We start from the raw sequence: 22,911 nt of genomic DNA on the forward strand, positions 1-22,911 counted from the left end.
ATCGTGAGAACGGCCGGGCGGATCCCGACTCAAGGTGCCAAAGGATCACACCTGCGGCAAGGCCGGACGACCCGGGGACCGGAGGCCGCCGGAGACGTCAGCAGCCGCAGGAGCCACCGCAGCAGCCGCCGGCCGGGCCGGACGCCGCGCCGGTCGGGCCGGCGCCACCCCGACCGGTGACGGCGACGGTGGAGAGCAGCTTCACGGTGTCGACGTGCCCCTGCGGGCAGGACGCGGGCTGGCCGGCCTCGGCCATCGGCCGGTTGACCTCGAAGGTGTCGCCGCAGGCGCGGCAGCGGAACTCGTACCGGGGCATGTCACAAGCGTACGGCCGGGCCGGACGCCACGACAGGCATGGGTGATACTCGACGGGTGGTGGACGGCGAGGAGCGATCGATGATTCGGCCCCTGCGACGGGCTGTGCCACCCGACGGCGTCGCCGGACCGGTGCCGGTGCCCCGGCCCAGGCCGGCCAGCGAGCCCACCCCGGCCGCCACCGCCTCCGAGCCGGCCACGGTCGCCTCCGAGCCGACAGCGACCACTTCGGAACCCACCACGGCCGCCTCCGCCGTGCAGTCGACGAAGGCCACGACCACCCCGGAGCCGACGGAGGCCACCGCCGGGGCGGAGCCGAAGGCGGCCACCGCCACCCCGGAGGCGAAGGACGCCGCCACCACCCCGGAGGCGAAGGACGCCGCCACCACCCCGGAGGCGAAGGCGGCCGGCAACGGGGCGGAACCGAAGGAGAGCGGCTCGCCGGCCGGTCGGCGGCGGCGGGTGCCGTTCGCGCACGCGGTCCGGATGCCGCCCCGGCAGCTCGCCGTCGCCGTGGCCCGGGCCACCCGGGCCTGGTCCCGCCGCCCGGGCGGGCGAACCACCCTCGGCGGGCTCTTCCTGCTCGCCCTGGTCGCGGCCACCGCGGCGACCGGCGCGCTGGTGGTGCCGGCGACCGTCGGCAAACCCCGGCCGGCGGCCGACGACACCACAGCGACCGGGCCGGCCAGCGGCGTACCCGGGAACGGCGCACTGCCCGCGGAGACCGGCAGCCCCAGCGGTCTGCCCGGGCCGACCGGCCTGGAGACCTGGTCGCCGCCGCCGGACGCCGGGCAGCCGACCGGGCCGGTCGTGGGGCCGATCGGCCGGCCGGCCGACGCGCTGGCCGGATGGGCCGCCGGGATCAGCAGCAAGACCGACATCCCGCTGGTCGCCGCCCAGGCGTACGGCTACGCCGAGCTGGTGCTCCGCCAGACCCACCAGAGCTGCCAGCTCAGCTGGACCACGCTGGCCGCGATCGGGTACGTCGAGTCCCGGCACGGCTTCGCCAACGGCGCCACCCTGCGGCCGGACGGCGTCGCCTCGCCGGAGATCCGCGGCGATCCGCTGGACGGGCAGGGCGGCCGCTCCCGGATCCTCGACACCGACAAGGGCCAGCTCGACGGCGACACCGTCTACGACCGGGCGATCGGGCCGATGCAGTTCATCCCGAGCACCTGGCAGGAGATCGGCGCGGACGCCGACAACGACGGGGTCAAGGATCCCCACAACATCAATGACGCGGCCCTGGCCGCCGGCCAGTACCTCTGCAAGAACGGCCGGAACATGACCGTCCCCGGCGACTGGTGGGGCGCCATCCTCTCCTACAACGACGTACGCCGGTACGCCCAGGCGGTCTTCGACAAGGCCGACGAGTACGGGCGGCTCAGCGGTACGTGACGTGACCGGACGCGTACATTCGAGAGCTGAACCCTTCCCCCGGGCAGCCGTTGACGGCAAGCTAGACGGGTGATGGTGCGCGAGTGGGACCCTCGGAACGCGTCGTCCGCCGAGATCGCGTCGCTGCTGGACACGCTGAACGCCGTGTTGGCAGCCGACCTGCCGCAGGATCCGCCCTGGCGGGAGAGGTCGCTGCGGGAATACCTCTCCGAGGTGATGCCCGGTGAGCGACGGATCTCCTGGATCGCCCAGGCCGAGCCGGCCGCGGACGACGACGGCCCTAGGCCGATCCTGGGGCACGTCAACGTGCTGCTCCTCGGCGGGATCGGGGTGCTGGAGGTGCTGGTGCACCCGACGGCCCGGCGCACCGGCCTCGGCCGGGAGCTGATCCGGGTGGCCGCCCGCCGGGTCTGGGACGAGGGCTTCCAGTCGATCGGCGTGGAGGTGGTCGGCGACACCCCGGCCGTGGCGTTCTACGAGTCGCTCGGCTTCACCCGCGAATATGTCGAGACGCGCAGCGTGCTCGACCTCAACGCGGTGGGCTGGCCGGCACTGGCCGAGATGGCCACCGGCGTCAGCGCCGGATACCACCTCGAGTTCTGCCCCGGCGGCCCGCCCGACGACCTGATCGAGGCGTACGCGCGGGCCAAGGCCGAGGTGCGCGACGTCGACGACGGCGAGCTGCGGCCCAGCTCGTACGATCCGGAGCGGCTGCGGGCCAGCCTGGACACGCTGCACCGGCGGGGGATGAAGCCGTACATCGTGCTGGCCCTGCACGAGCAGACTGGTGAGGTGGCCGGGCTGACCGAGGTGGTGGTGCCGGCCCAGCACCCGACCCGCGCCGACCAGTACGACACCATCGTCGTGCGTGACCACCGTGGCTACGGCATCGACCGGGCCATCAAGGCGCGGATGCTGCTGGAGCTGCGCTCGGCCGAGCCGGAGCTGGTCGAGGTGCAGACCTGGAACGCCCAGGCCAACGAGGCGATGCTGAAGGTCAACGCGGAGCTGGGCTACCGCCCCGACCGGGAGTGGTGCGAATACAGCGTCGACGTCGCCGAGCTGGTCCACCGCCTTGACGCGCACCGGTGAGCGGACGCCGCCAGCCGGCCGCCCTGGGGGTGGACGGCGGACCGGGCCGACCCTTAACGTGCGTTAGTTCCCGCCCGCTGATCGTGGAGGCCTGATGCGACCGCGCCGCAGGTTCGCCGTGTTCGCGGCCACCACAGCCGTCTCGGTCGCGACCGTCGGCGTCGCGCCGCCCGCCGCCGACGCCGCGCCCACCAACCTGCTCACCTTCGCGCAGCCCGCCGCGCTGGTCTGTGGCGGCACGCTGACCGTCGAGGCGGGCGGCACCGCGACCCGCCAGGTCACCGTCACCGACGCCGACGTCGCCGACCTCGCGGTGACCGAGGTCAGCCCGGCACCGGAGAGCGGCTCGATCAGCCGTACCTCGGTCGAGCCGGACGCCGGGGAAGGCGGCACGGCCACCGCGACGCTGACCGCGACGGGCCTTCCGGCCGGCTCGTACGCGGTCACCGTGACCGCGACGGACGCCGACGGCGACACCGCGACCTGCACCCTCACCGTGCAGGCCGTCGCCCTGCTCTCGGTGGGCGAGGTGCAGGGCCGCGCCGGCCGGTCGCCGCTCGCCCCGCCCAGCGGCAACGGCGCCAGCATCGCGCTGTACGACGTGCGCGGCGTGATCACCCAGCTGTCGCTCACCCGTGGCTCCGGCGGCGACCAGCAGTACGGCTTCTATCTCCAGAGTCGCAAGGGCACCGAGGACGGCGACGCGCTCACCTCGGACGGCATCTTCGTGTCCATGGGCTCGTCCACCACGCTCACCGACGGCTACACCCCCACCGTCGGCGACGAGGTGGTGCTGCGCGCCCGGGTGCAGGAGCATTTCCACCAGACCCAGCTCTCCGGCGCGTCGCTGGTGCGCGAGCTCGACTCCGGGCTCGACGTGGACACCGTCGTGCAGGTCGACGACGCCGTGCCGCCGGCCGACGCGAGCGCCGCCGAACGGTTCTGGGAGCGGCACGAGGGCGCCCGGATGCGGGTCCGCTCGGGCAGCGGGGTCTCCGCCCCGCGGCGCGTCTACGCCGCCACCGCCGACTCCGAGATCTACCTGGTCGACCGCGAGGACCCGATCATGAAGCGGACCGACCCGTACGCCCGCCGGGTGTACCGGGACGCGCATCCGCTGGACGACGTCCCGGGCACTCTCTTCGACAACGGCAACGGCCAGCGGATCCTGCTCGGCGGGGCCGGGGTGAAGGCGACCGCCGGAGACTCCACCGCGCTGCTGCCGGAGGCCCGCACCTACGACACGCTCACCGAGGACGCCTTCGGCGCCGTCTCGTCCGCGTTCGGCCGGTACAGCGTGCAACCGGAGCAGCTCACCCTCACCGCCGGCGTCGACCCGGCGGCGAACCACCCGCCGCAGCCGGCGGACCGGTCCAACGAGATCGCGGTCGCCACCTACAACCTCGAAAATCTCTACGACTACCGGGACGACCCGTTCGACGGCTGCGACTTCGTCGGCAACCCGGGCTGCCCCGGGGTCGACCCGCCGTTCGACTACCTGCCGGGCAGCGAGGCGGCGTACACCGACCGGCTCGGCGTGGCGGCCCGGCAGATCGTGCACAGCCTGCGCAGCCCGGACCTGCTGCTCGTGCAGGAGGTCGAGGACCAGGACATCTGCTCGGTGGCCGGCGGCCGGCTGATCTGCGGGGACACCGACGACGCCGACGGCGCGCCGGACACCCTCCAGGAGCTGGCGCTGGCCATCGCGGCCAACGGCGGCCCGGAATACGCGGCGGCGTACGACCGGGCCGGCTCGGACGCCCGGGGCGTCTCCTCGGCGTTCCTCTACCGCACCGACCGGCTGACGCTGGCCGAGGCGACCGCCGCCGACCCGCTGCTGGGCGCCGCGCCGACCGTGAAGTACCGCTCGACCGGGCCGCCGTCCAACGCGGACGTACGGAACCCGAAGGCGTTCAACGCGGTGCTGCCCGCCGGCGTGGACCGTTCCACCGGTGTGGACGGCGTCAACGTCTACCCCCGGGCCGCGCAGGTGGCCCGCTTCACCGTGGCGGCGGAACCGGGATCGTCCGAGCACCTCACCCTCTGGGCGGTCGCCAACCACTACTCGTCCGGCCCGGACACCCGGGTCGGGCAGCGGCGGGAGCAGGCGGCGTACGGGGCCGCCCTGGTGCGGGCCGTCCAGGCCGCCGACCCCGACGCCCGGATCGTCTACGGCGGCGACCTGAACGTCTTCCCGCGCCCGGACGATCCGATCGCCACCGCGGCGCACCCGACCCCCTCCGACCAGCTCGGGCCGCTGTACCAGGCCGGGCTGCGCAGCCTCTGGGACGACCTGGTGACGGAGGCGCCGGCCGGGGCCTACTCGTACGCCTTCGACGGGCAGGCGCAGACTCTGGACAACCTCTTCGTCAACGACAAGCTGCACGGCGATCTGGTGCAGGCCCGCGCGGCGCACATCAACGCCGACTACCCGACCGACACCCGGGGGCTCGGCGACCGGGGGGCCAGCGACCACGACCCGCAGGTGGCCCGGTTCCGCTCCCGCGCGTCGCTGAGCGTGGCGGACGCCTCGGTGGTCGAGGGCGACAGTGGCAGCACCACCCTGAGGTTCAAGGCCAGCGTGTCCCGGCCGCTCTCCGAGCCGGCCCTGATCTGCGCCAGCACCTACGGCACCACCGCCCGGGCCGGCCGGGACTACGACCCGTACGTGGGCTGCCGAACGCTGGCCGCCGGCCGAACGTCGCTCGCCTTCCCGGTGACCGTGCACGGTGACCGGACGGTCGAGGCGGACAAGCAGCTCAAGCTGTACGTGTCGGGCGGGCCGGGGCTCCGGGTCGCCGACCCGGTCGCCGTGGGCACCATCCGCAACGACGACTGACGGGCTCGACCGGGATCGTCGCGGCGCTACGTCGGGTCCGGCGGATCGGCCGGCGCGTCCGTACCCGGCCGGCTGCCCATCACCGCGCCCAGTTCGGCCCGGCTGGAGATGCCGAGCTTGCGGTAGGCCCGGGCGAGGTTGGCCTCGACCGTCTTCGGGCTGATGAAGAGCGTGTCGGCGATGACCCGGTTGGTGCTCCCCTGCGCGGCCAGCCGGGCCACCCGTTCCTCGGTCGCGGTGAGCACGGTCGACGCCGTCGACGGTCGGCCGATCCGGGTCAGCTCCGCCCGCGCCTGAACGGCGAACGCGGCCGCCCCGAGCGTGGTGAACTCGGCGTCGGCCGCGTCGAGCGCCGCGCGGGCCTCGCGCCGGCGTCGGGCCCGGCGCAGCGCCCGCCCGGCGACCAGCAGGCACCGGGCGCGGTCCAGCGGCAGCACGTCCGCCGGCACCGCCGCCCGCGCGGCGGACAGCGCGGCGAGCGCCTGCGACGGGTCGGCCCCGGTGGCGCTGTCCAGCAGCACCCGGCTCCGGGCCAGACCGAGGGAGGTCCACGGCCGGGCCAGCCGGGTGTGCCGCTCGGCGAGGCGGGCCAGCGCCTTCTCGGCGGTGGCGAGGTCACCGGCCCCGACGCACGCCTCGATCCAGTCCGGTTCGAAGCGCTGCGCGATCGGTTCGGCGATCCCGGAACCGTCCAGCGCCTGCGCCAGCTCGCCGTACGCGGCGGCGGCCTCGCCCATCCGGCCGGCGGACAACGCGACGAAGCCGGCGAGTTGCAGGTGGATCCGCCGGCACCAGGCGTCGTCGAGGTCACGGGCCCGGCGCAGGCCGGCCTCGACGACCCGGGTCGCCTCGGCGAGTCGCCCCCGGTACGCGTCCAGCGTCCCGGCCAACCAGGTCTCGCCGACCAGGCCGCTGCCGATCTGCTCGCCGAGTTCCCGGGCCGCGGCGATGTGCTCGCCGGCGGCGGCGAACCGGCCGGCGAGCAGCTCCGTCTCGCCGAGGTGGGTGAGCAGCTCGTGCTGCCACGGCTCGTCGCCCTGCGCCACCGCCCGGCCGAGCATGTCGTGCAGCCGCGCTCGTGCCCGGTCGTGGCCGTCGGTCGCCTTCCACCAGATCGCCGGGATCGTGCCGGCCAGCCAGGACGGCTCACCGTCCTCCAGCGCCAGGGCCCGCCCGAGCAGCTCCATCCGGGCCGGCAGCCCGGCGCGTACCTCGTGGAAGAACAGCAGCAACAGCGCGGCGGTCACCAGGGACCGGTCCTCGTCGCTGTCGGGCAGCAGTTCGATCGCGGCCTCGGCGTGCCGCCTGGCGGCCTCCGGCGCGTCCTCGAACAGGGTCAGGTGCGCGTGGATCCGCCCGGCCAGGCGGGTGCCGGCCGGCGCCGCGGCCAGCGCCTGCCCGGCCGCGGACACCGCGGCGGGGAGGTCGTCGGCGCACCAGGCGACCATCGCGCGCAGCAGCAGCGCCTCCGCCCGCGACTCGCCGGCCAGTTGCCCGGCCGCCGCGTCGGCCGCCGCACCGGCCGCCGCGTAGTCGCCGCTGTCGATCCGGCACCGCAGCGCGGTCAGGCGACGCCGGTCCCGGCCGTCCGCCTCCTCGGACGGCGTGAGTTCGGCGGCCCGCTCGTACAGCTCGGCGGCGACCGCGGGGGCACCGCGCGCCCGCTGGCGTTCGGCGGCCTCGGCGAGCAGGGCGGCGACCGCGCTCTCCGGCGCCGTGGTGCACGCGGCGAGCTGCCGGGCTCGTTCGTCGGGATCGGACACCGCGTCGGCCAGCGTCCGGTGCAGGCGACGCCGGACACCCGGCGGGATGCCGCCGCGTACGGCGGCGGCGTAGCGGGGGTGGGCGAAGCTGATCCGGCTCGGCGTGACGGTCAGCAGGCCGGCCTCCTCCGCCGCGTCGAACACCTCCGCCGACACACCGGCCGCCGCCAGATCGGCCACGGCGGGTACGGTCAGCAGCGCGGCCAGGCGTACCGCGTCCCGGCTGCCCGCCGGCAGCGCCCGCAGCGCGTCGGCGAGCAGCTGCCGCATCGACGACGGCACGGGCAGGTCCTCGCCGGGCCACGGCGGGCGGGGCAGCCGCAGCACCGCCCGGGCCATCTCGATGGCCAGCAGCGGGTTGCCGCCGGCGTCCCGGGCGATCCGGGCGAGCAGTGGGCGGCTGAGCGTGCCGCCCAGCCGGGCCCGGACGATGTGGTGCAGGGCTCCCGCGCCCAGCGGTGCCAGGCCGATACGGGTCACCGGCGGGACGTCCGGCCGGCCGTCGTCGAGGCCCAGCGGCGCGGCGGCGGGTTCCGCGCCCTCCGTACGCCGGGTGACCAGGACGGTGGGCCGGGGAGCGAGCCGGCGCAGCGCGAACCGCAACGCCCGCTCGCTCTCCGGGTCGAGCCACGGCGCGTCGTCGACGGCGAGCAGCACCGGCGTGGCGTCGGTCATCGCGGCCTCGATCAGGGACCGGGTCGCCGCGCCGACGGCGCGTTCGTCGATCACCTCGTCACGGTGGGCGGAGAGCAGCACCACCTCGGCCGCGACACGTTGCGGCGGCGGCAGGGTCGGCACCCGGCCGGCCAGCGGCCGGAGCAGGTCGGCGAGCGCGGCGAACGGCAGGGCCGCCTCGGTCTCGGTCGGGGCGCAGGTCAGCGGCAGCCGGCCGGCCCCTTCGGCCGTGGCCACCAGGGCCCGCCAGAGGGCCGTCTTGCCGATCCCGCTCGGGCCCTCCACGAGCACCGTCGCTCCCGTGTCGAGCGCCCGCCAGGCCCGGCCGAGGACCGCGTCCCGGCCGACCAGGGCGACATCCATGGCGGGATGATGGCACGCTCACGCCAGCGGACGCCGTACCCGGGGGCGTGGTGGGTCACCGCGGCGGGTGTCCGCAGACCGCCACGTCCGGGATCACCTCCTCGTTGCGGTAGACGTCGGCGCTCCAGCGGGGTCCGCTCTCCGCCCCGATGGGTTTGATCGCCGGTGCGCTGCTCGGTTTCAGCAGGCTCAGGAACTTGTTGATCACCTCGACAACCGGTTCCAGGATGCGGTAGCCGATGCCGAAGACGGCCTGGACCCCGATCGCCACGCCCCGGCACTCGGCGAGGGCGGCCCCGAGGGCCGAGCCGAGGGTCGACCCGTACGAGGTGGTCAGCTCGAAGTAGATGCCGGCCTTGAACAGGAAGGCGCTGATCCCCACCGTGAACCGGACGCCGTGCCGGATGACCAGGCCCATCACCCCGACGGGCACCCCGGTGAGCGAGTTGATCAGGCTCGACTTCCGCTGGAAGTTCTTGGCGATCCGCGGGCCGACGGTGCCGTTGGCGTACCCGAAGCCGAGCGATCCGGCGAGGGCGAACTCGCCCGCGCCCTTGACGGTGCCCACCTTCGCGCCGAACGCGGTGGCGACCGAGAGCGTCTGGCTGATCGTGAACGAGATCGGGATCCCGACCAGCTGGCCGATCGGGAACGAGATGTCCGCCGCGATGGGGAACGACTTCTTGTGGTTCTGGCCGTCCCTGATGCCGCCCTCGAACTCGACCTTGATCCCGAAGCCGCCGCCGATCTCCAACTCGGCCCGGTTCACCCGGCCGGCGCCGATGGCGAGGTGGAAGGCGGCGTTCGGCCGGTTGAACGTGAGCGTGACGGTACCGACGAGCCGGACGCCCCCGTCGTCGTAGGTGAAGTGCGCGCCGACCCCGTCGGTGCAGCAGGTGGACCAGACCTGGTAGCCGTGCGCCCTGGTGTTGGCCGTGCCGCCCCGCTCGGGTCCCGGCTGCACCGGCTGGTCGGCCGACGCGCGGGCCGGGAGTTGGCGCATCGGCCGGCTCCGGCCGTAGGTGCTCGGCGGCGGGGGCGAGTCCTCGGCCCACGACGGTTCGCCCGCCGGGTAGATGACCGGGTCGTCGAGGGTGAGGCCGCGCTTCTCGAACGTGCCGTCGCGGATGACCTCGGTGATGTCCACCGGGCCGATGGTCACGAGCAGGTCGTCGCCGTCCGCCGCGAGGTCCAGCACCCGGCCCACGCCCCGCCCGGTGACGAACATGACCTTGCCGGGGGCGAGGTCATCGGCGTTCCGGGCGTGCCGGTCGAGGCGCCAGGTCAGGCCGTCGGCGGTGACCGACCGGACCGACCGGCCACCGCCGCCGACGAGCACCACGTCGGGCTGGAGGGTGACCTCGGGACCGGGTACGGGGGCGGCCCCGTACCGGAGGTCCTCCCCGCTCGACGCGGCGTCGCCGGAGCGGGCGGCCGGCCGGAGGCTGCCGCAGCCGGTCAGCACCAGCAGGACCGCGAGGGCGACGGCGGTCAGCGCCCGCCCTCGGTGCCCTCGCATGACCGACTCACATCCGGGTGCCGACGGTACGGGCGAGCGCCTCCAGCGCCTGGCGGTTCTCCGCGGGGTCGTTGAGCCGCACCAGCCGTACGGCCACCCAGACCCCGCCCTTGTTGATGAAGAACCCCTCCAGGGTGGCGTACGCCTCGTCGCCCACCCCGGACAGCGGTCGCACCTCATGCCCGAGGTCACGCTCGATGTCGAGGTACTTCTTCGCGCCGTCGCCGACGTAGACCTCGACCTGCCCGGTGGGCCCGGTGACCGGCGCGGTGTAGGTGCAGGTGTCCTGGACGGCCTGCGCGTCGTCCAACCCGGTGCCGGCCAGTTTCTCGGCCTCGGGCTTGCGCACCAGCGAGCAGGCGTCGGGCAGGGCCGCCGGCCCGCTCGGGGTGGGCTCCTCGGTCACCGCCTCCGCCGACGTCGCCGGGCCCGGAGCCGGCTGGCCGCCGGCCGATGGCTTGTCGTCGGACCCGCCGCACCCGACCGGTACGGTGAGCGCGAGAACAGTCAGGCCGAGCACCGCCAGGCGATTCTTCCGCATTCCGGTCTCCCGTCAGGCCAGGATCGCGTCGAGCAGCGCGCGCAGCTTCTGCTCGTACGTCCCGACGTCCATGCCGAAGCTGCTCATGGTCAACGTGTAGCTGCCCTTGGGCGACACGACGACGGCCTGGCCCTCGATGTCCTTGGCGGCCACGTACGACCGGTCACCGTGGTCGAGGTCGACGACCTTGTCGTAGATCTTCCCGGCCTGGTCGTGCTGGTAGTCGTAGGTCGTCGCGCCGGCGGTCTGGGACGCCATCGTGATGGTGAGACTGGCGACGCCCTTCCCGTCGCCGAACAGGCAGTTGCCCTCGTCGGTCATCGGCTGCCCGAGCAGGTCGGACACCTGCGCCGCGGTGAGCGGGCAGGACGGGACCGAGTCGTTGCCCGTGCCCGAACGGGGGTCCGTTCCCGAGCCGGCGTCGGCGCCGGCCTGGTCGGCCGGTCCGGACGAGCCGTCGCAGGCGGCCGGCGCGAGCAGGGCGAGCATCAGCAGCAGCGGCACCGCCCGCCGGGTCCTCGCCCCGGAACCACGGTGGGGTCCCGGGTCGGGCAACCGGTCGGGACGATCCACGACAGACGGGTGACGAGCCATACGGTCCACGGTAGGGCCGCGCCGGGTGGCGGTAATCGGGTGTTTCCCTATGCCGCGACGTGCCCGGGCATGCCCGCGTACCCGGCCCCGACTACTCGTCGAGCCGGGTACGCGGGAGCATGTCGGGCGACCAGCGCAGGTCGTACCGACGGGCGGCGACCGACTGGGCGAAGGCCGCCGCCACCGCGGGTGAACTCACGATGCGCCAGTCCAGTTCCTTGTTCACCTCGAACCAGATGAGGCCGATGATGTCCTTGTGACCGGGCAGCCCCCGCAGGGTCTGCCGGATCCACTCGGCCTTGCGCCCGTTGCCGTCGGAGGCACCGGTCTCGGTGACGACCAGCGGTCGGTCGGTGAAGGTCCGGATCTCCCTGATGGTGGGGCCGAAGATCTCGTCGAAGGTCCAATACGTCGAGAAGGCGCCGGTGCCGTAGTAGCCGCTGACCCCCACCCAGTCGACGTACTCGTCGCCGGGGTAGAGCTCGGCGAGCCGCGGGGTCGTCTTGCTCCAGCGGGCGTTCGGGCTCCACACCCAGATGGCGTTGGTGACCCCGGCGTTCCGGAACACGTCGTGCACGTGGCGCCACGCCTTGACGTAGTCGCCCGGCCGGTTGTCGTTGGCCTTCTCGCACCACGGGTACCAGTCGCCGTTCATCTCGTGCGCGAACCGGATGGCCACCGGGTAGCCGAGGGACTTGACCCCCTCGGCCCAGGACGTCAGGTAGCTGTCGAAGTCGCCGCGCGCTATGCGGGACAGCCGGTAACGCGGTTGGGTCGACCGGGTCCGGTCGATCTCGCGAGCGGGCAGCTTCTGCTTCCGGGCCGCCTTGTCCACCTCGTAGTCCCATGGTTCCCAGCCCAGCATCGGCATCATCCCGCGCTCGCTGACCCGGTCGAAGAGCGTCCGGTCGAACCGGTCGGACGCCCAGCCCGCGCTGAAGAGCATGACCTGCGGCTGGTACTTCGCGGCCTTCGTGAACGTGTCCAACGCCGTGAAGTCGTGCGGGCCCTTGTCGGTCATGACGCCGATGAACGTTCTGCCGGACGGCGGAAAGACCTCCGGCGCCGGGCGGGGCGAGGCGCTCGACCCGGCCGGCGCCACCGCCTCCGCCGTCACCATCGCGTTCGGTTCGGGCACCATCAGCCGGCCCGGCGGGGGGTCCTGCCGGTTCCCGGACAGGGCGGCCGGCGCCACGGCGAAGGCGTACGCCAGCAGCAGCGCGCCGACCAGCACCATCCCGACGCGCGGCAGAGTCAGCCTCACCATCGCGCACCTCCGTGCGCCGCCACCCGGGCCGTCGGCGCGGGGCGTTCCTCCGTCGCGGCGCGAGCGGGCAGCTCGGCCGGATCGTCGCGCTGCTGCCGGCGGGCCCGGACGTTCGACACGAGCGCGATCAGCGGCGGACCGAGGCCGGTCAGGATCGTCAGGACCGGCCACACCCGCAGCAGGGTGAAGTCGTTGCCCAGCACGACGCTCGCGCCGAGCAGGCCGGCGGCGACGGCCGCCCAGCAGAAGTGCAGCCGGAAGGTGCCGAGCGACTCGATGGTGCGCAGCTTCCCTTTGGCCGTCACCACGAACCCGAGCTTCCGGCGCAGCAGCGCGCCGACCCCGGCGGCCACGTAGACGGGCCCGGCGAAGAGCGCCAGCGCCATCCCGACCATGCCGATCTCCTCCCGCTCGTGGGGCGCGATGTTGAAGCGGCGGAGCCAGAGCCACAGCACGAACCAGGTGCCGAGGGTCGAGCCCCACAGCATCGACCACACGGTGACGTCGAGCTGCGCGGTGCTCACCCCGGTGAGCAGGTACATCGCCGTGGCGACGTTGCCGAGCAGCAGACTGACCGCCACGCTCGGGTAGTAGAACTGCAGCAGGCGGTACTGCCAGCGTCGCCGGGACGGCAGGGTCCGCGGCGCGCGCAGCTCGGGGCGTACGAGGATCTCGCAGATGCCGGCCGCCCACCGCTTCTGCTGGTTGAAGTAGTCGGCCCACGACGTCGGGCCCTCGCCGATGGCGACCACGTCCGGGGTGTAGACGCCCTTCCACCGGTTGCCCGTCTCCGGGTTGGTGGCGGCGTGGACGCGGATGCTGGTCAGGTGGTCCTCGATGATCGAATCCTGGTAGCCGCCGATGCTCCGCCACGCCGCCGGCCGGTAGAGGTGCCCGGTGCCGGTGAGCAGCGGCGCGTCCAGGCCGTTGCCGCCCCGCGCGATCAGTCCGTTGTAGAGGTACTGCTGGACGGACGCGCCGTGCGCGACGAAGTTCTGGTGCATGTTGCCGTAGACCTGCGGCGTCACCACGAAGGCGACGTCCGGGTCGCGGAAGTAGCCGAGCGTCCGTTCGAGGAAGTTGGGCAGCGGCACGTGATCCGGGTCGACGTTGGCGACCACGTCGTACCGGTGCTCGTGCTCGGCCCGCCAGGCGTTGTGGTTGCCCGACTTGGTCCGGGCGCGGAACTCGCCGGTGGGCTGGTTGTACTCCGGCCGGCCCCGGCGGCTGAAGTGGCGTACCCCGAGTCGCGCGGCCATGGCCTTCACCGCCGGGTCGTCCCCCTCGTCGAGGATCCAGACGTCGACCTGGCCGCAGTACACGAGCTGCCGCAGCCGGCGCAGGGTCCGCTCGGCGACGTCGAGCGGCTCCTTGCTGGGCACGATCGTGGTGAGCAGGGCCACCCGCAGACCGACCGGCGGATCGACCGGGACCGGGTCCTTGGCGTTGAACGCGAACACCCAGACGACCACGTTCTGCGCGAGCCGGATCAGCTCGACACCGACGACCACGCAGAAGCCGAGCCGGGCCGCCATCGTCCGCCAGTCCCCGAGCCCGATCACGCCCGATCCGGGTACGTGCTCGGGAAGCAGCAGCCAGCCGATGAACAGCAGCCCGGCCGCGCTGTTGACCAGGACGAGCAGGGTCAGGATCACCCGGGCCGTGGGCGAGGCGACGCGCCGGAACTCGACCGCCGCCCGTGGGTGCCGGGGCGCGACCAGCGGTCCGGCGGTCGCCCCGCACCTCGCGTACGCGAGTCGGGCCCCGATGTTCAGCTGCCGGCGGTCCGGTCGCCGGTCGGGTGCCGGTCGGCTGGAGTGGGTGGTCGGTGGACCGGCGCGGGACGGCCCCTTCTTCCTGGCTGGAGACACTCGTGTTTCGGCGGCGACAGCCACGTTTCCCCCATGAGTCTGGATGTTGCTCGCCACGGACCCGGCGGTGGTGCGGCCCAGTGGGCAGTCGGGATGAGTAGTGCGGATCTCTCGGGCACGGCGACCGTCAGCCGTCCGTACGCGCGCCGAGCCGGATCGCCCGTCCACCGCCGAGCCGGGCCAGGGCGACCGCGCCGAGCGTCGCCCAGGCCGGCAGCGTGAAGAGCAGGTACCGCGGCTCCCAGATCGGCGTTGCCTGGGCGGTGAGCAGCAGCGCGAGCGGCGGCACCGCCGCCCACGCCGAGTAGACGGCGGCGGAGTAGCGCAGCGGGAGGCTGAACAGCGCCAGCCCGAGCAGCACGGCCCCGAGCGCGGTGAGGCCGAACAGTTGCCCGGGCAGCTCGGCCAGCGCCCGGAGGTTCGGGTGTGCGACCGACCCGATCCAGTTCGCGGGTCGCCGGGCGGTCCAGAGCAGCACGGCCGCGGGCAGCACGCCCGCCGCGACGGCCGCCAGCCATCGGGCGGCCACCCCACGCCGGAAGGCGAACACGATCCAGCCGTGGCCGACGAGGAGCAGGAGCGCGACGACGTGGCACAGGCCGAGCGCCACCACCGAGCCGGCGTAGACGGCGAGGCGGCGCGGCGTCGGCCGGTCGAGGGCCGGCAGGAGGAGTGCCGTGGCGAGCACCGCGGCGAGGAGCGCCAGCGCGTACGGCTGGGCCTGCTGCGCGTACCGCGCCGAGGTCGGCAGCAGCGCGAAGATCGCACCGGCCAGCAGGCCGGTGCCCGGCCCGAACATTCTGGTCGCGGTCGCCGCGACGAGCGCGGCGGCGGCGGTCATGGCCAGCACGGACGGTACGCGCAGCGCGGGTTCGGAGGTGCCGAACAGCGCTGCCCACGCCCGGATCAGCAGGTGGTAGGGCGCGACGGCGGCATCGCCCGCGTACAGGATGTCCCGCCAGGACGACGTGGCCGCGCGCCACGCCGCGGCCTCCTCGACCCGCGGGCCGGGTCCGCCGGCCCTGGCCACGCTGATTGCGGCCATCATCAGCGCCGGTACCAGCCACGCCGCCACCCGCCAGGCCGGGGCGACGGCCGGCGGTCGACCGGGTACGGCGCCACGGCCTTCCCCCCAGGGGTCCTCCACGCTGGCCCCCGCCGGCCCGAGCCGGGGCAGGACCATGGTTTCCGCGTCGTTCATCGTGACTCACGCATCTCCGTGGTTCTGGCGGTCCAGGCCCGGAGGCGCCCTGGGGCGACGCCATGGTCGGCGTCCTGGTGGCGTGCCAACCCGAGCGGCACGAACCACGTCAGGAGTCCGGGTCGAGTGACTGACTGTCACCTCGGAGCATAGTGAGCCAAGCTCGACACTGAGCTTGATATGCGGCATAACCGACTAAAAGCCGCAAGACGGTCAGCGAGACGCCGCGGCCCGCCGGCGGGAGCGCAGCAGTTGGACGCCGATCGGCAGCACGGAGACCACCACGATGCCGATGAGGATGACCTCGATGTTGGACCGGACGACGCCGATCTGGCCGAGGAAGTAGCCGAGGACGGTGACCCCGGCGCCCCACAGCACCCCGCCGAGAATGTTGAAGACCAGGAAGGTGCGGTAGTGCATGCGGGACACGCCGGCGATGATCGGGGTGAAGGTCCGCACCACCGGCACGAAACGGGCCAGCACGATCGAACGGGCGCCGTACCGGGCGAAGAACAGGTTGGCCCGCTCGACGTACTCCCGCTTGAACAGGCGCGAGTCGGGGCGGCGGAACAGGCCGGGGCCGACCCGCCGGCCGAAGGCGTACCCCACCTGATCACCGGCGACGGCGGCGACGGCCACCAACAGGCACAGCAGCCAGAGCGGCTGGTGCAGATAACGGCCGTCGGCGACGAGCAGCCCGGCGGTGAACAGCAGCGAGTCACCCGGCAGGAAGAAGCCGATCAGCAGGCCGGACTCCGCGAAGACGACGGCCAGAATGCCGATCAAACCGAACGTGGAGATCAGCCACTCCGGAGCGAGGAAACCGGGACCGGCGGCGAGGAGTGCCTGCGGCGTTGACAACGGGGGACCTCCGGGGAAGCTGGGCGGACGCGGTTCAGTGGCCGGTGGCGGCGCTCGGCGGACGGCGCCGCGCCCACCGGTCGTACGCCCGCCCGCCGGCGTCCACGACGCTGACCGCGCCGGCGGCGACGAGCGCGCCCACGAGCACGTCCGCCGGGTAGTGCACGCCCGTCCAGATCCGGGCGAACCCGATGACGACGGCCAGCACCGACAGCGCCACCCCCCAACGCCAGGACAGGAACGCACCGACCGCGAAGGCCACCGCGAACGCCGCCGTGGCGTGATCGCTGGGCAGTGACGGCCCCGGGTCGTGCGGGATCAACTGGTGTACGGAATGGGTCTGGAACGGCCGCACCTCGGTGCTGACGGCCGCCAGCAACTGCCCGGTCACGAAGGCCACGCCGAGCACCGCCGCGACGCGTACCACCGCCGGCCGTGCTCGCCGCAGGCCACCCAGCAGGGGCACCGCGGCGGCCACCCCGAGCACGTAGATCAACCAGACGGCCGCCCATTCGAAGACGTCGTCGACCTGGTCGTTCTGTCCCGCTGCGGCGTTGATGAGCTCGAACAGGTGATAGTTCATCGCGTCTTCGGCTCCACGGCTGCGCCCCGGCTCCCCCACCCGGCCGGCTGCCTCCAGCCTGCCGCGCGGCGCCTGAGAGGAGGCTGAAACGCCTCGCGTACCCGGGCCGGTCAGTCGGGTCGGGCCCCACCGAGCGGCAGAAGGATCCGGACGGTCATGCCCGGACCGGGCAGCACCCGCACGCTGCCACCATGCGCGGCGACGATCTCCTTGGTGATCGGCAGGCCCAGGCCGCTGCCCCCGTCGGTGCGGGCCCGACTGTCGTCGAGTCGGACAAAACGATCGAATATCCGCTCACGTTGCCCCTCCGGAACCCCTGGGCCGTCGTCGGTGACGTCGACGCAACCCCACCCGTCGTCGGTGGCCACCCGCAGGACCACCTCGGAGCGCGCGTGCCGGGCGGCGTTGTCCACCAGGTTGCGCAGCGCCCGGCCGAGGTCGTGCGCGTCACCGCTGACCCGTACGGGGGCGAGCTGGGCGCGGACGGTCAGGTCCGGGCGACGGGTGGCGATCCGGTCCCGCTCCGTGTAGGCCAGGTCGTCCAGGTCGACGTCGTCGTGGCGGCGGGCGGGGCCGCGCTCGTCGATCCGGGCCAGCAGGAGGAGGTCCGCGACGAGGCGACCGAGGCGCTCGGACTCCTGACGCAGCAGCCCGACCAGTTCGGCGTTGGCGGCGGGCAGCGGCGCGACGGCCAGCCGGTCCAGGCCCGCCTGCACGGTGGCCAACGGGCTGCGCAGTTCGTGGCTGGCGTCGGCGACGAACCGCCGTTGGCTCGCCGCCGCCGTCTCCAGGCGGTCGAGCATGCCGTTCATCGTCTCGGCCAGCGCCCGCACCTCGTCGTACGCCTCGGGCACCGGCACCCGGGCGTGCAGGTCGCGGGCGGTGATGCCGGCGACCCGGCGGCGGATCGCCTCGACCGCGTGCAGCGACCGGCCGACGAACAGGAACACCGCCGCGCCGACCACCAGCAGCATCGGCGGCAGTCCGACGGCCAGGACCGCGGCGACCGCCTCCGTGCTCTCGTTGACGGGCCGCAGGGACTGCGCCACCAGCACCGTCCGGGTGCCGCTGCCGGTGGCGACCCCCTCGGCGATCACCCGGTACGGGTCCTCGTCGGCGAACGGCAGCAACCGCTGCTCCCGCAACTCCTGGCCGGGCGCGGGGCGCAGGGGGGACAGCGGCGCGCTGCCGGCGAGCGCGGCCGAGGCGGCCTCGACCCGTCCGGACGGGTCGAGCACCTGCACCAGGGTCTGCTCCGCGGGGCTGGGTTTCAACGTCTGGGCGAGCGCGCCCTGGTCGTCGGCGGCGACCGCCGAGGCCACCTCCGCGGCCCGCTGCCTCGCCGTCGCGTCCACGTTTCCGACCAGGTCCGCGCGGGCCAGGTAGACGAACGCCGCCGCCCCGACGGCGAAGGCGAACGCCACCGCCAGCGCGGCGGCCAGCGCCGACCGTAGCCGTACCCCCAGCCGCCGGCGCACCCGTCGGACCAGTTCCCGGAGGAACTCGCGCGTGCCCGCCATGACGGCAGCGTAGGCACCCCGCCGCCGGGAGGGTGCTGAGGCGACCGGCGGCGGGCCCTCGCCGGTCGGGCGGTCAGCCACCGTCGGCGGCCAGCCGGTAGCCCATGCCGCGCTCGGTCTGGATCGCGGAGCGGCCGAACGGCTGGTCGATCTTGCGACGCAGGTAGCCGACGTACACCTCGACGATGTTCGGATCGCCGTCGAAGTGGGCGTCCCAGACGTTCTCGATGATCTGGGTCTTGGACAACACGTCGCCACGGTGCCGGATGAGGAACTCCAGGAGCGCGAACTCGCGCGCGGTCACCCGGACCGGCTGCCCGGCCCGGGTGACCAGCCGCCGCGCGGGATCCACCGCCAGGTCGCCCGCGGTCATCACCACCGGTCGGGCGGGAGCGCCCCGGCGGACCAGCGCCCGCAGCCGGGCCACCAGCACCACGAACGAGAAGGGCTTGGTCAGGTAGTCGTCGGCGCCGAGGTCCAGGGCGTCGGCCTGGTCGTACTCGCCCTCCTTCGCGGTGAGCATCAGCACCGGCGTCCAGACCCCCCGCGAGCGCAGCCGCCGGCACACCTCGTAGCCGCTGAGGCCGGGCAGCATGATGTCGAGCACGACCACGTCGTAGGCGTGCTCGCTGGCCGCCCACAGCCCGTCCGGGCCGGTGTGCTGCACGTCGACGGCGAACCCCTCGTCGGTCAGGCCGGCACGGATCACCTCCGCGAGCGCCGTTTCGTCCTCGACAACGAGCACCCGCACCGGTTTCGCCCCTCTCGCGCCGTTCCCGGGGCCCGCACCGTCCGGGGCGGGCCGACTTCGCCTCCGATCATCCCTCGGGACGGCCCCGGCGACACCGGTCCGGGGCGTCGTGGCCGGCGCGGCGCTCACCGCCGTGACACGACGGCGTTCCGGTCCGGCGTGGCCACCGGCACCTGGGCGTCCCGCTTCGTCACGCCCAGGTAGAGGATCAGGACCACGATCGTCGCCAGGAACGCTCCGCTGGTGATCACCGTGCCGAGGCCGAGACCGCCGTCGTCGCGGGCCTGGGAGAGATAGTCGCCCAGCGACGCGCCGAGCGGGCGGGTCAGCACGTACGCGATCCAGAAGGCCAGGATCGCGTTCATCCACGACCAGGCGTACGCGGAGGCCACCACGGCGATCAGCGCGGCGAAGATCAGCCCCGAGCGCCAGTACCCGAGATCGAGACCCTCGGCCAGCAGATCGCCGGCGGCGGTGCCGAGCGCGAAGGTGAACAGGATCGCCGCCCAGTAGAAGCCCTCCCGCCGCGAGGTGACGATCGAGTGGATCGAGAGCGTTCCCTCGCTGCGGTACCAGACGACGAAGGTGGCCACGAGCGCCACGGCGAACACCGCGGTGCTCACCGGCAGCGGCACGCCGAGGCTGTCGGTGAGGTTGTCCGTGATCAGCGTGCCGACGATGCTGATCAACACGACCGCCAGCCAGTAGATCCCCGCCACGTACCGGTCCGTCCGGAACTGCCAGACGAGTACGGCGGCCAGCGCCACCGCCATGATCACCGTGGTGCCGGTCAGGCCGAGGTGGAGGTTGACGTTGAGGAAGTCCGCCGCGGTCTCACCCACGGTCGTCGAGAGGACCTTGATGATCCAGAAGTAGGCGGTCACCTCGGGAACCTTGTTCAGCATCTGCCGCAGCCGCGGCCGTTCGCTTTGCGTGTTCAGCGTCATACGCGGCAAACTTCCACCCGCCTGCTGAGAGCAGGCTGAAGCGCGCCCACCACGTGCGGTCAGGCGATGGGTGCCCGGCGACGGTGGCCTCCCCGCGTCCGGACTCGTTGAGCCCTGTGCCGGCCGGGGCACCGCGTCCCGGCCCGATCCGACGATCACCACCCGTACGCGCCCGAGGAGAGAAGATGTCGCACGGCCTGACCTATCCGGAGGCGCTCGTCATCGGCGCCCTGCAGGGGGTGACCGAGCTGTTCCCGGTGTCCAGCCTCGGGCACAGCGTCATCCTGCCGGCGCTGCTCGGGGGCCGCTGGGCACGCGACCTGGACGTGTCCGCCCCGGAGTCGCCGTACCTGGCGTTCGTCGTCGGGCTGCACGTGGCGACGGCCCTGGCCCTGCTGGTCTTCTTCTGGCGCGACTGGGTACGGATCATCCGCGGTTTCTTCACCTCCGTACGCCGCCGCAGAATCACCGGCCCGGACGAACGGCTGGCCTGGATGATCATCTTGGCGACCATTCCGGTCGGGTTGGCCGGGCTGGCGCTGGAGCACACCTTCCGTACCGTGCTCGGCCGGCCGACGCCGGCCGCGGTCTTCCTGACCCTCAACGGGCTGTTGCTGTTCGGCGCCGAACGGCTGCGCCGGCGGGCCGCCAGCGCGGAGCCGGTGGGCGCCCGGGCCGGTGACCCGGTGCCGGTGCTGGTGGGCCCCGACGGCGACGCCACCACGTACGCCTCGGCGGCGGTCGGCGGACCCGCCGGGTCGCAGGCCGCCGTCGACCTGGCGTCGGACCACCGGCTGGCGGCCGGCAGCATCCGCGGGGCGGTGCTGGTCGGCAGCGCCCAGATCCTCGCCCTGCTGCCCGGGATCAGCCGCTCCGGCGCGACGATGGCCGCCGGCCTGCTGCGCGGGCTGACCCACGAGGACGCGGCCCGGTTCTCCTTCCTGCTGGCCACCCCGGTGATCCTGGCCGCCGGGTTGCTCAAGCTGCCCGACCTGTTCGGGGACCTCGGCGCCGGCATCCACGGGCAGGTGCTGGCCGGCAGCGTCGCGGCCGGGCTCACCGCGTACGCCGCGGTCAGGTTCCTGACCCGCTACTTCGAGACCCGCACCCTCACCCCGTTCGGCGTCTACTGCCTGATCGCCGGGCTGGGCAGCCTCGGCTGGCTGAGCCTGGCCTGAGCCGTACGCCGGCTCAGGTGCCGTCCGGCGCGGCCCGGCCGTCGGCGTAGACGAGATCCATCGTGTCGGTACGCCCGGACCACCGCAGGTCCAGATGCCAGCAGCCGGCCCGCGGCAGGTCGACGATCGACGGGCCCGGCCCGCCGTCGACCTCCCGGGTCACCCGGGTGTCGGTCCCGTCCAGGGTCGCGGTGATCACCAGGTCGGCCGCCGCCGTCGGATCGGACGGCGTCGGGGCGGGGCGGGAGACCCAGAGGATCTTGTTGTTGCCCCCGTCCTGTCGGTCCACCGCCAGCGGGTGAGCGAACAGCACCGCGACGATCTCGCCCTGCGCGCCGAAGACGTGCGGGACGCGAGTGTCCCCGCTGAACCCGGCGGCCGCCCAGCCGGGCAGGGACCCCGTCTCGATCCGCGACCCGCATCCGGTCGCGGCACTCCCCCCGCCCGAGGTGGCCGGCGTCGCGGACGGAACCGTTGCCGTGCACCCCGCCGTCAGGGCCACCACCGCCCCGAGCGTCAGCCTGCGCCATGCACCCATCTCGTACCTCCCTGACCAGCGTGCCGCCGGCCCGCGACCGAAGTCGTGGGTCGTCCACTGTCAGGACACCGGCCAGGCGCTCGGGGATCCGGTGGGCCGCCGGTCAGTAACGCTGGCGGAGCAACTGGGCGGCCTCGACCGCCCAGTAGGTGAGGATGATCTGTGCGCCGGCCCGACGGATCGAGGTGAGCGTCTCCAGCATCACCCGCTCCCGGTCGATCCAGCCGTTCGCGGCGGCCGCCTCGACCATCGCGTACTCGCCGGAGACCTGGTAGGCGGCGACCGGGACGTCCACCGCGGCCCGGACCGCCGACACCACGTCGAGGTACGGCAGGGCCGGCTTCACCATCACCAGGTCGGCGCCCTCGGCGACGTCCAGCTCGACCTCCCGCAGCGACTCCCGCAGGTTCGCCGGGTCCTGCTGGTAGGTGCGCCGGTCGCCCTCCAGCGCCGACTCAATGACGTCCCGGAACGGGCCGTAGAAGGCGGAGGCGTACTTGACCGCGTACGCGAGCACCGCCACCTCCTGGTGACCGGCGGCATCCAGGGCCCGGCGGACCACGCCGACCTGGCCGTCCATCATCCCGGACGGGCCGACCACATGGACCCCGGCGTCGGCCTGGGCGACCGCCATCCGGGCGTACGCCTCCAGCGTGGCGTCGTTGTCCACCGCGCCGTCCGGGGTGAGCAGGCCACAGTGCCCGTGCGAGGTGAACTCGTCCAGGCAGAGGTCGCTCATCACCACGGTGGCGTCGCCCACCTCGGCGACAACGTCCCGGATCGCCACGTTGAGGATGCCGTCCGGGTCGAGGCCCCCCGACCCGGACTCGTCCCGCGTCGCCGGCACCCCGAAGAGCATGATGCCGCCCACCCCGGCCTGGACCGCCTCGACGGCGGCCTTGCGCAACGAGTCCCGGGAGTGCTGGAGCACTCCTGGCAGCGAGGCGACCGCCCGTGGCTCGGTCAGCCCCTCCTTGACGAACATCGGCACGACCAGCTCGGCCGGGTCGAGGCGGGTCTCGGAGACCAGCCGCCGCACGGCCGCGTTTCGGCGCAGCCGGCGGGGCCGGATCTCGGGGTACGACATGGGAATCT

The 22,911-nt window shown here is 73.7% G+C and carries 18 protein-coding genes and 1 pseudogene; 4 read left to right on the forward strand and 15 right to left on the reverse strand.

Annotated features, from left to right (window positions below):
- Nucleotides 1-97 precede the first annotated feature (97 nt).
- Nucleotides 98-316 carry an FmdB family zinc ribbon protein gene (locus tag GA0070621_RS20860; RefSeq protein WP_091198520.1) on the reverse strand — a complete coding sequence of 73 codons (219 nt, stop codon included), beginning with the start codon at nucleotides 314-316 and terminating at the stop codon, nucleotides 98-100.
- A 38-nt stretch (nucleotides 317-354) separates the two neighbouring features.
- Between GA0070621_RS20860 and GA0070621_RS20865 the strand changes: the two genes are divergently transcribed.
- From GA0070621_RS20865 to GA0070621_RS20875, 3 genes and pseudogenes are all read left to right on the forward strand, one after another.
- Nucleotides 355-1,713, forward strand: a complete 1,359-nt coding sequence (locus GA0070621_RS20865; protein WP_407940304.1) for a lytic transglycosylase domain-containing protein — start codon at nucleotides 355-357, stop codon at nucleotides 1,711-1,713.
- Nucleotides 1,714-1,785: 72 nt separating this feature from the next.
- Nucleotides 1,786-2,805 (forward strand): GNAT family N-acetyltransferase, encoded by a 1,020-nt coding sequence (locus GA0070621_RS20870; RefSeq protein ID WP_091198525.1) that lies wholly within the window; start codon nucleotides 1,786-1,788, stop codon nucleotides 2,803-2,805.
- A gap of 214 nt (nucleotides 2,806-3,019) precedes the next feature.
- A pseudogene (locus tag GA0070621_RS20875) lies at nucleotides 3,020-5,644 on the forward strand (lamin tail domain-containing protein); the annotation flags it as partial.
- Between the two features lie 26 nt (nucleotides 5,645-5,670).
- Here GA0070621_RS20875 and GA0070621_RS20880 read toward each other — a convergent pair.
- From GA0070621_RS20880 to GA0070621_RS20935, 12 genes are all read right to left on the reverse strand, one after another.
- Nucleotides 5,671-8,445, reverse strand: a complete 2,775-nt coding sequence (locus GA0070621_RS20880) for a helix-turn-helix transcriptional regulator (protein ID WP_091198527.1) — start codon at nucleotides 8,443-8,445, stop codon at nucleotides 5,671-5,673.
- Nucleotides 8,446-8,500: 55 nt separating this feature from the next.
- The gene (locus tag GA0070621_RS20885) at nucleotides 8,501-9,964 is read right to left on the reverse strand and encodes a hypothetical protein (protein WP_091198530.1); all 1,464 of its coding nucleotides are present in this window, start codon (nucleotides 9,962-9,964) and stop codon (nucleotides 8,501-8,503) included.
- Between the two features lie 7 nt (nucleotides 9,965-9,971).
- The gene (locus GA0070621_RS20890) at nucleotides 9,972-10,505 is read right to left on the reverse strand and encodes a hypothetical protein (RefSeq protein WP_091198532.1); all 534 of its coding nucleotides are present in this window, start codon (nucleotides 10,503-10,505) and stop codon (nucleotides 9,972-9,974) included.
- Between the two features lie 12 nt (nucleotides 10,506-10,517).
- On the reverse strand, nucleotides 10,518-11,009 hold the full coding sequence (locus tag GA0070621_RS20895) for a hypothetical protein (protein ID WP_167667111.1): 492 nt from the start codon (nucleotides 11,007-11,009) through the stop codon (nucleotides 10,518-10,520).
- 181 nt (nucleotides 11,010-11,190) lie between these two features.
- The gene (locus GA0070621_RS20900; protein WP_091198533.1) at nucleotides 11,191-12,366 is read right to left on the reverse strand and encodes a glycoside hydrolase family 26 protein; all 1,176 of its coding nucleotides are present in this window, start codon (nucleotides 12,364-12,366) and stop codon (nucleotides 11,191-11,193) included.
- Nucleotides 12,360-14,237 (reverse strand): glycosyltransferase family 2 protein, encoded by a 1,878-nt coding sequence (locus GA0070621_RS20905; RefSeq protein WP_091198535.1) that lies wholly within the window; start codon nucleotides 14,235-14,237, stop codon nucleotides 12,360-12,362. The genes GA0070621_RS20900 and GA0070621_RS20905 overlap by 7 nt, the downstream gene beginning before the upstream one ends.
- 127 nt (nucleotides 14,238-14,364) lie before the next feature.
- Nucleotides 14,365-15,438, reverse strand: coding sequence for a glycosyltransferase family 39 protein (locus GA0070621_RS20910; RefSeq protein ID WP_091198537.1), 1,074 nt, complete (start codon nucleotides 15,436-15,438; stop codon nucleotides 14,365-14,367).
- Between the two features lie 213 nt (nucleotides 15,439-15,651).
- Entirely contained in the window at nucleotides 15,652-16,299 is a 648-nt protein-coding gene (locus GA0070621_RS20915) for a DedA family protein (RefSeq protein ID WP_091198539.1), read from the reverse strand.
- A 34-nt stretch (nucleotides 16,300-16,333) separates the two neighbouring features.
- On the reverse strand, nucleotides 16,334-16,882 hold the full coding sequence (locus tag GA0070621_RS20920) for a phosphatase PAP2 family protein (protein ID WP_091198541.1): 549 nt from the start codon (nucleotides 16,880-16,882) through the stop codon (nucleotides 16,334-16,336).
- Between the two features lie 110 nt (nucleotides 16,883-16,992).
- Nucleotides 16,993-18,402, reverse strand: a complete 1,410-nt coding sequence (locus tag GA0070621_RS20925) for a sensor histidine kinase (RefSeq protein ID WP_091198543.1) — start codon at nucleotides 18,400-18,402, stop codon at nucleotides 16,993-16,995.
- Nucleotides 18,403-18,475: 73 nt separating this feature from the next.
- Entirely contained in the window at nucleotides 18,476-19,153 is a 678-nt protein-coding gene (locus tag GA0070621_RS20930; protein ID WP_091198545.1) for a response regulator transcription factor, read from the reverse strand.
- Between the two features lie 125 nt (nucleotides 19,154-19,278).
- Nucleotides 19,279-20,100, reverse strand: a complete 822-nt coding sequence (locus GA0070621_RS20935; protein WP_167667112.1) for a COG4705 family protein — start codon at nucleotides 20,098-20,100, stop codon at nucleotides 19,279-19,281.
- 185 nt (nucleotides 20,101-20,285) lie between these two features.
- Between GA0070621_RS20935 and GA0070621_RS20940 the strand changes: the two genes are divergently transcribed.
- Nucleotides 20,286-21,278, forward strand: a complete 993-nt coding sequence (locus GA0070621_RS20940) for an undecaprenyl-diphosphate phosphatase (protein ID WP_091198547.1) — start codon at nucleotides 20,286-20,288, stop codon at nucleotides 21,276-21,278.
- 13 nt (nucleotides 21,279-21,291) lie between these two features.
- Here GA0070621_RS20940 and GA0070621_RS20945 read toward each other — a convergent pair whose 3' ends face one another.
- Nucleotides 21,292-21,816, reverse strand: a complete 525-nt coding sequence (locus GA0070621_RS20945) for a hypothetical protein (protein ID WP_091198550.1) — start codon at nucleotides 21,814-21,816, stop codon at nucleotides 21,292-21,294.
- Nucleotides 21,817-21,919: 103 nt separating this feature from the next.
- Nucleotides 21,920-22,903, reverse strand: coding sequence for a porphobilinogen synthase (gene hemB, locus GA0070621_RS20950; RefSeq protein ID WP_091198551.1), 984 nt, complete (start codon nucleotides 22,901-22,903; stop codon nucleotides 21,920-21,922).
- Nucleotides 22,904-22,911 lie beyond the last annotated feature (8 nt).

The organism is Micromonospora narathiwatensis, from assembly GCF_900089605.1.
GTDB lineage: Bacteria > Actinomycetota > Actinomycetes > Mycobacteriales > Micromonosporaceae > Micromonospora > Micromonospora narathiwatensis.

Excerpts from the sequence above, each read along its gene's own strand:
- hemB (WP_091198551.1), bottom strand. The coding sequence starts at position 22,903 with ATGTCGTACCCCGAGATCCGGCCCCGCCGGCTGCGCCGAAACGCGGCC.
- GA0070621_RS20920 (WP_091198541.1), bottom strand. The coding sequence starts at position 16,882 with ATGAACTATCACCTGTTCGAGCTCATCAACGCCGCAGCGGGACAGAAC.
- GA0070621_RS20935 (WP_167667112.1), bottom strand. The coding sequence starts at position 20,100 with ATGACGCTGAACACGCAAAGCGAACGGCCGCGGCTGCGGCAGATGCTG.
- GA0070621_RS20885 (WP_091198530.1), bottom strand. The coding sequence starts at position 9,964 with ATGCGAGGGCACCGAGGGCGGGCGCTGACCGCCGTCGCCCTCGCGGTC.
- GA0070621_RS20900 (WP_091198533.1), bottom strand. The coding sequence starts at position 12,366 with ATGGTGAGGCTGACTCTGCCGCGCGTCGGGATGGTGCTGGTCGGCGCG.
- GA0070621_RS20940 (WP_091198547.1), top strand. The coding sequence starts at position 20,286 with ATGTCGCACGGCCTGACCTATCCGGAGGCGCTCGTCATCGGCGCCCTG.
- GA0070621_RS20860 (WP_091198520.1), bottom strand. The coding sequence starts at position 316 with ATGCCCCGGTACGAGTTCCGCTGCCGCGCCTGCGGCGACACCTTCGAG.
- GA0070621_RS20945 (WP_091198550.1), bottom strand. The coding sequence starts at position 21,816 with ATGGGTGCATGGCGCAGGCTGACGCTCGGGGCGGTGGTGGCCCTGACG.
- GA0070621_RS20880 (WP_091198527.1), bottom strand. The coding sequence starts at position 8,445 with ATGGATGTCGCCCTGGTCGGCCGGGACGCGGTCCTCGGCCGGGCCTGG.
- GA0070621_RS20910 (WP_091198537.1), bottom strand. The coding sequence starts at position 15,438 with ATGAACGACGCGGAAACCATGGTCCTGCCCCGGCTCGGGCCGGCGGGG.
- GA0070621_RS20925 (WP_091198543.1), bottom strand. The coding sequence starts at position 18,402 with ATGGCGGGCACGCGCGAGTTCCTCCGGGAACTGGTCCGACGGGTGCGC.
- GA0070621_RS20865 (WP_407940304.1), top strand. The coding sequence starts at position 355 with ATGGGTGATACTCGACGGGTGGTGGACGGCGAGGAGCGATCGATGATT.
- GA0070621_RS20870 (WP_091198525.1), top strand. The coding sequence starts at position 1,786 with ATGGTGCGCGAGTGGGACCCTCGGAACGCGTCGTCCGCCGAGATCGCG.
- GA0070621_RS20890 (WP_091198532.1), bottom strand. The coding sequence starts at position 10,505 with ATGCGGAAGAATCGCCTGGCGGTGCTCGGCCTGACTGTTCTCGCGCTC.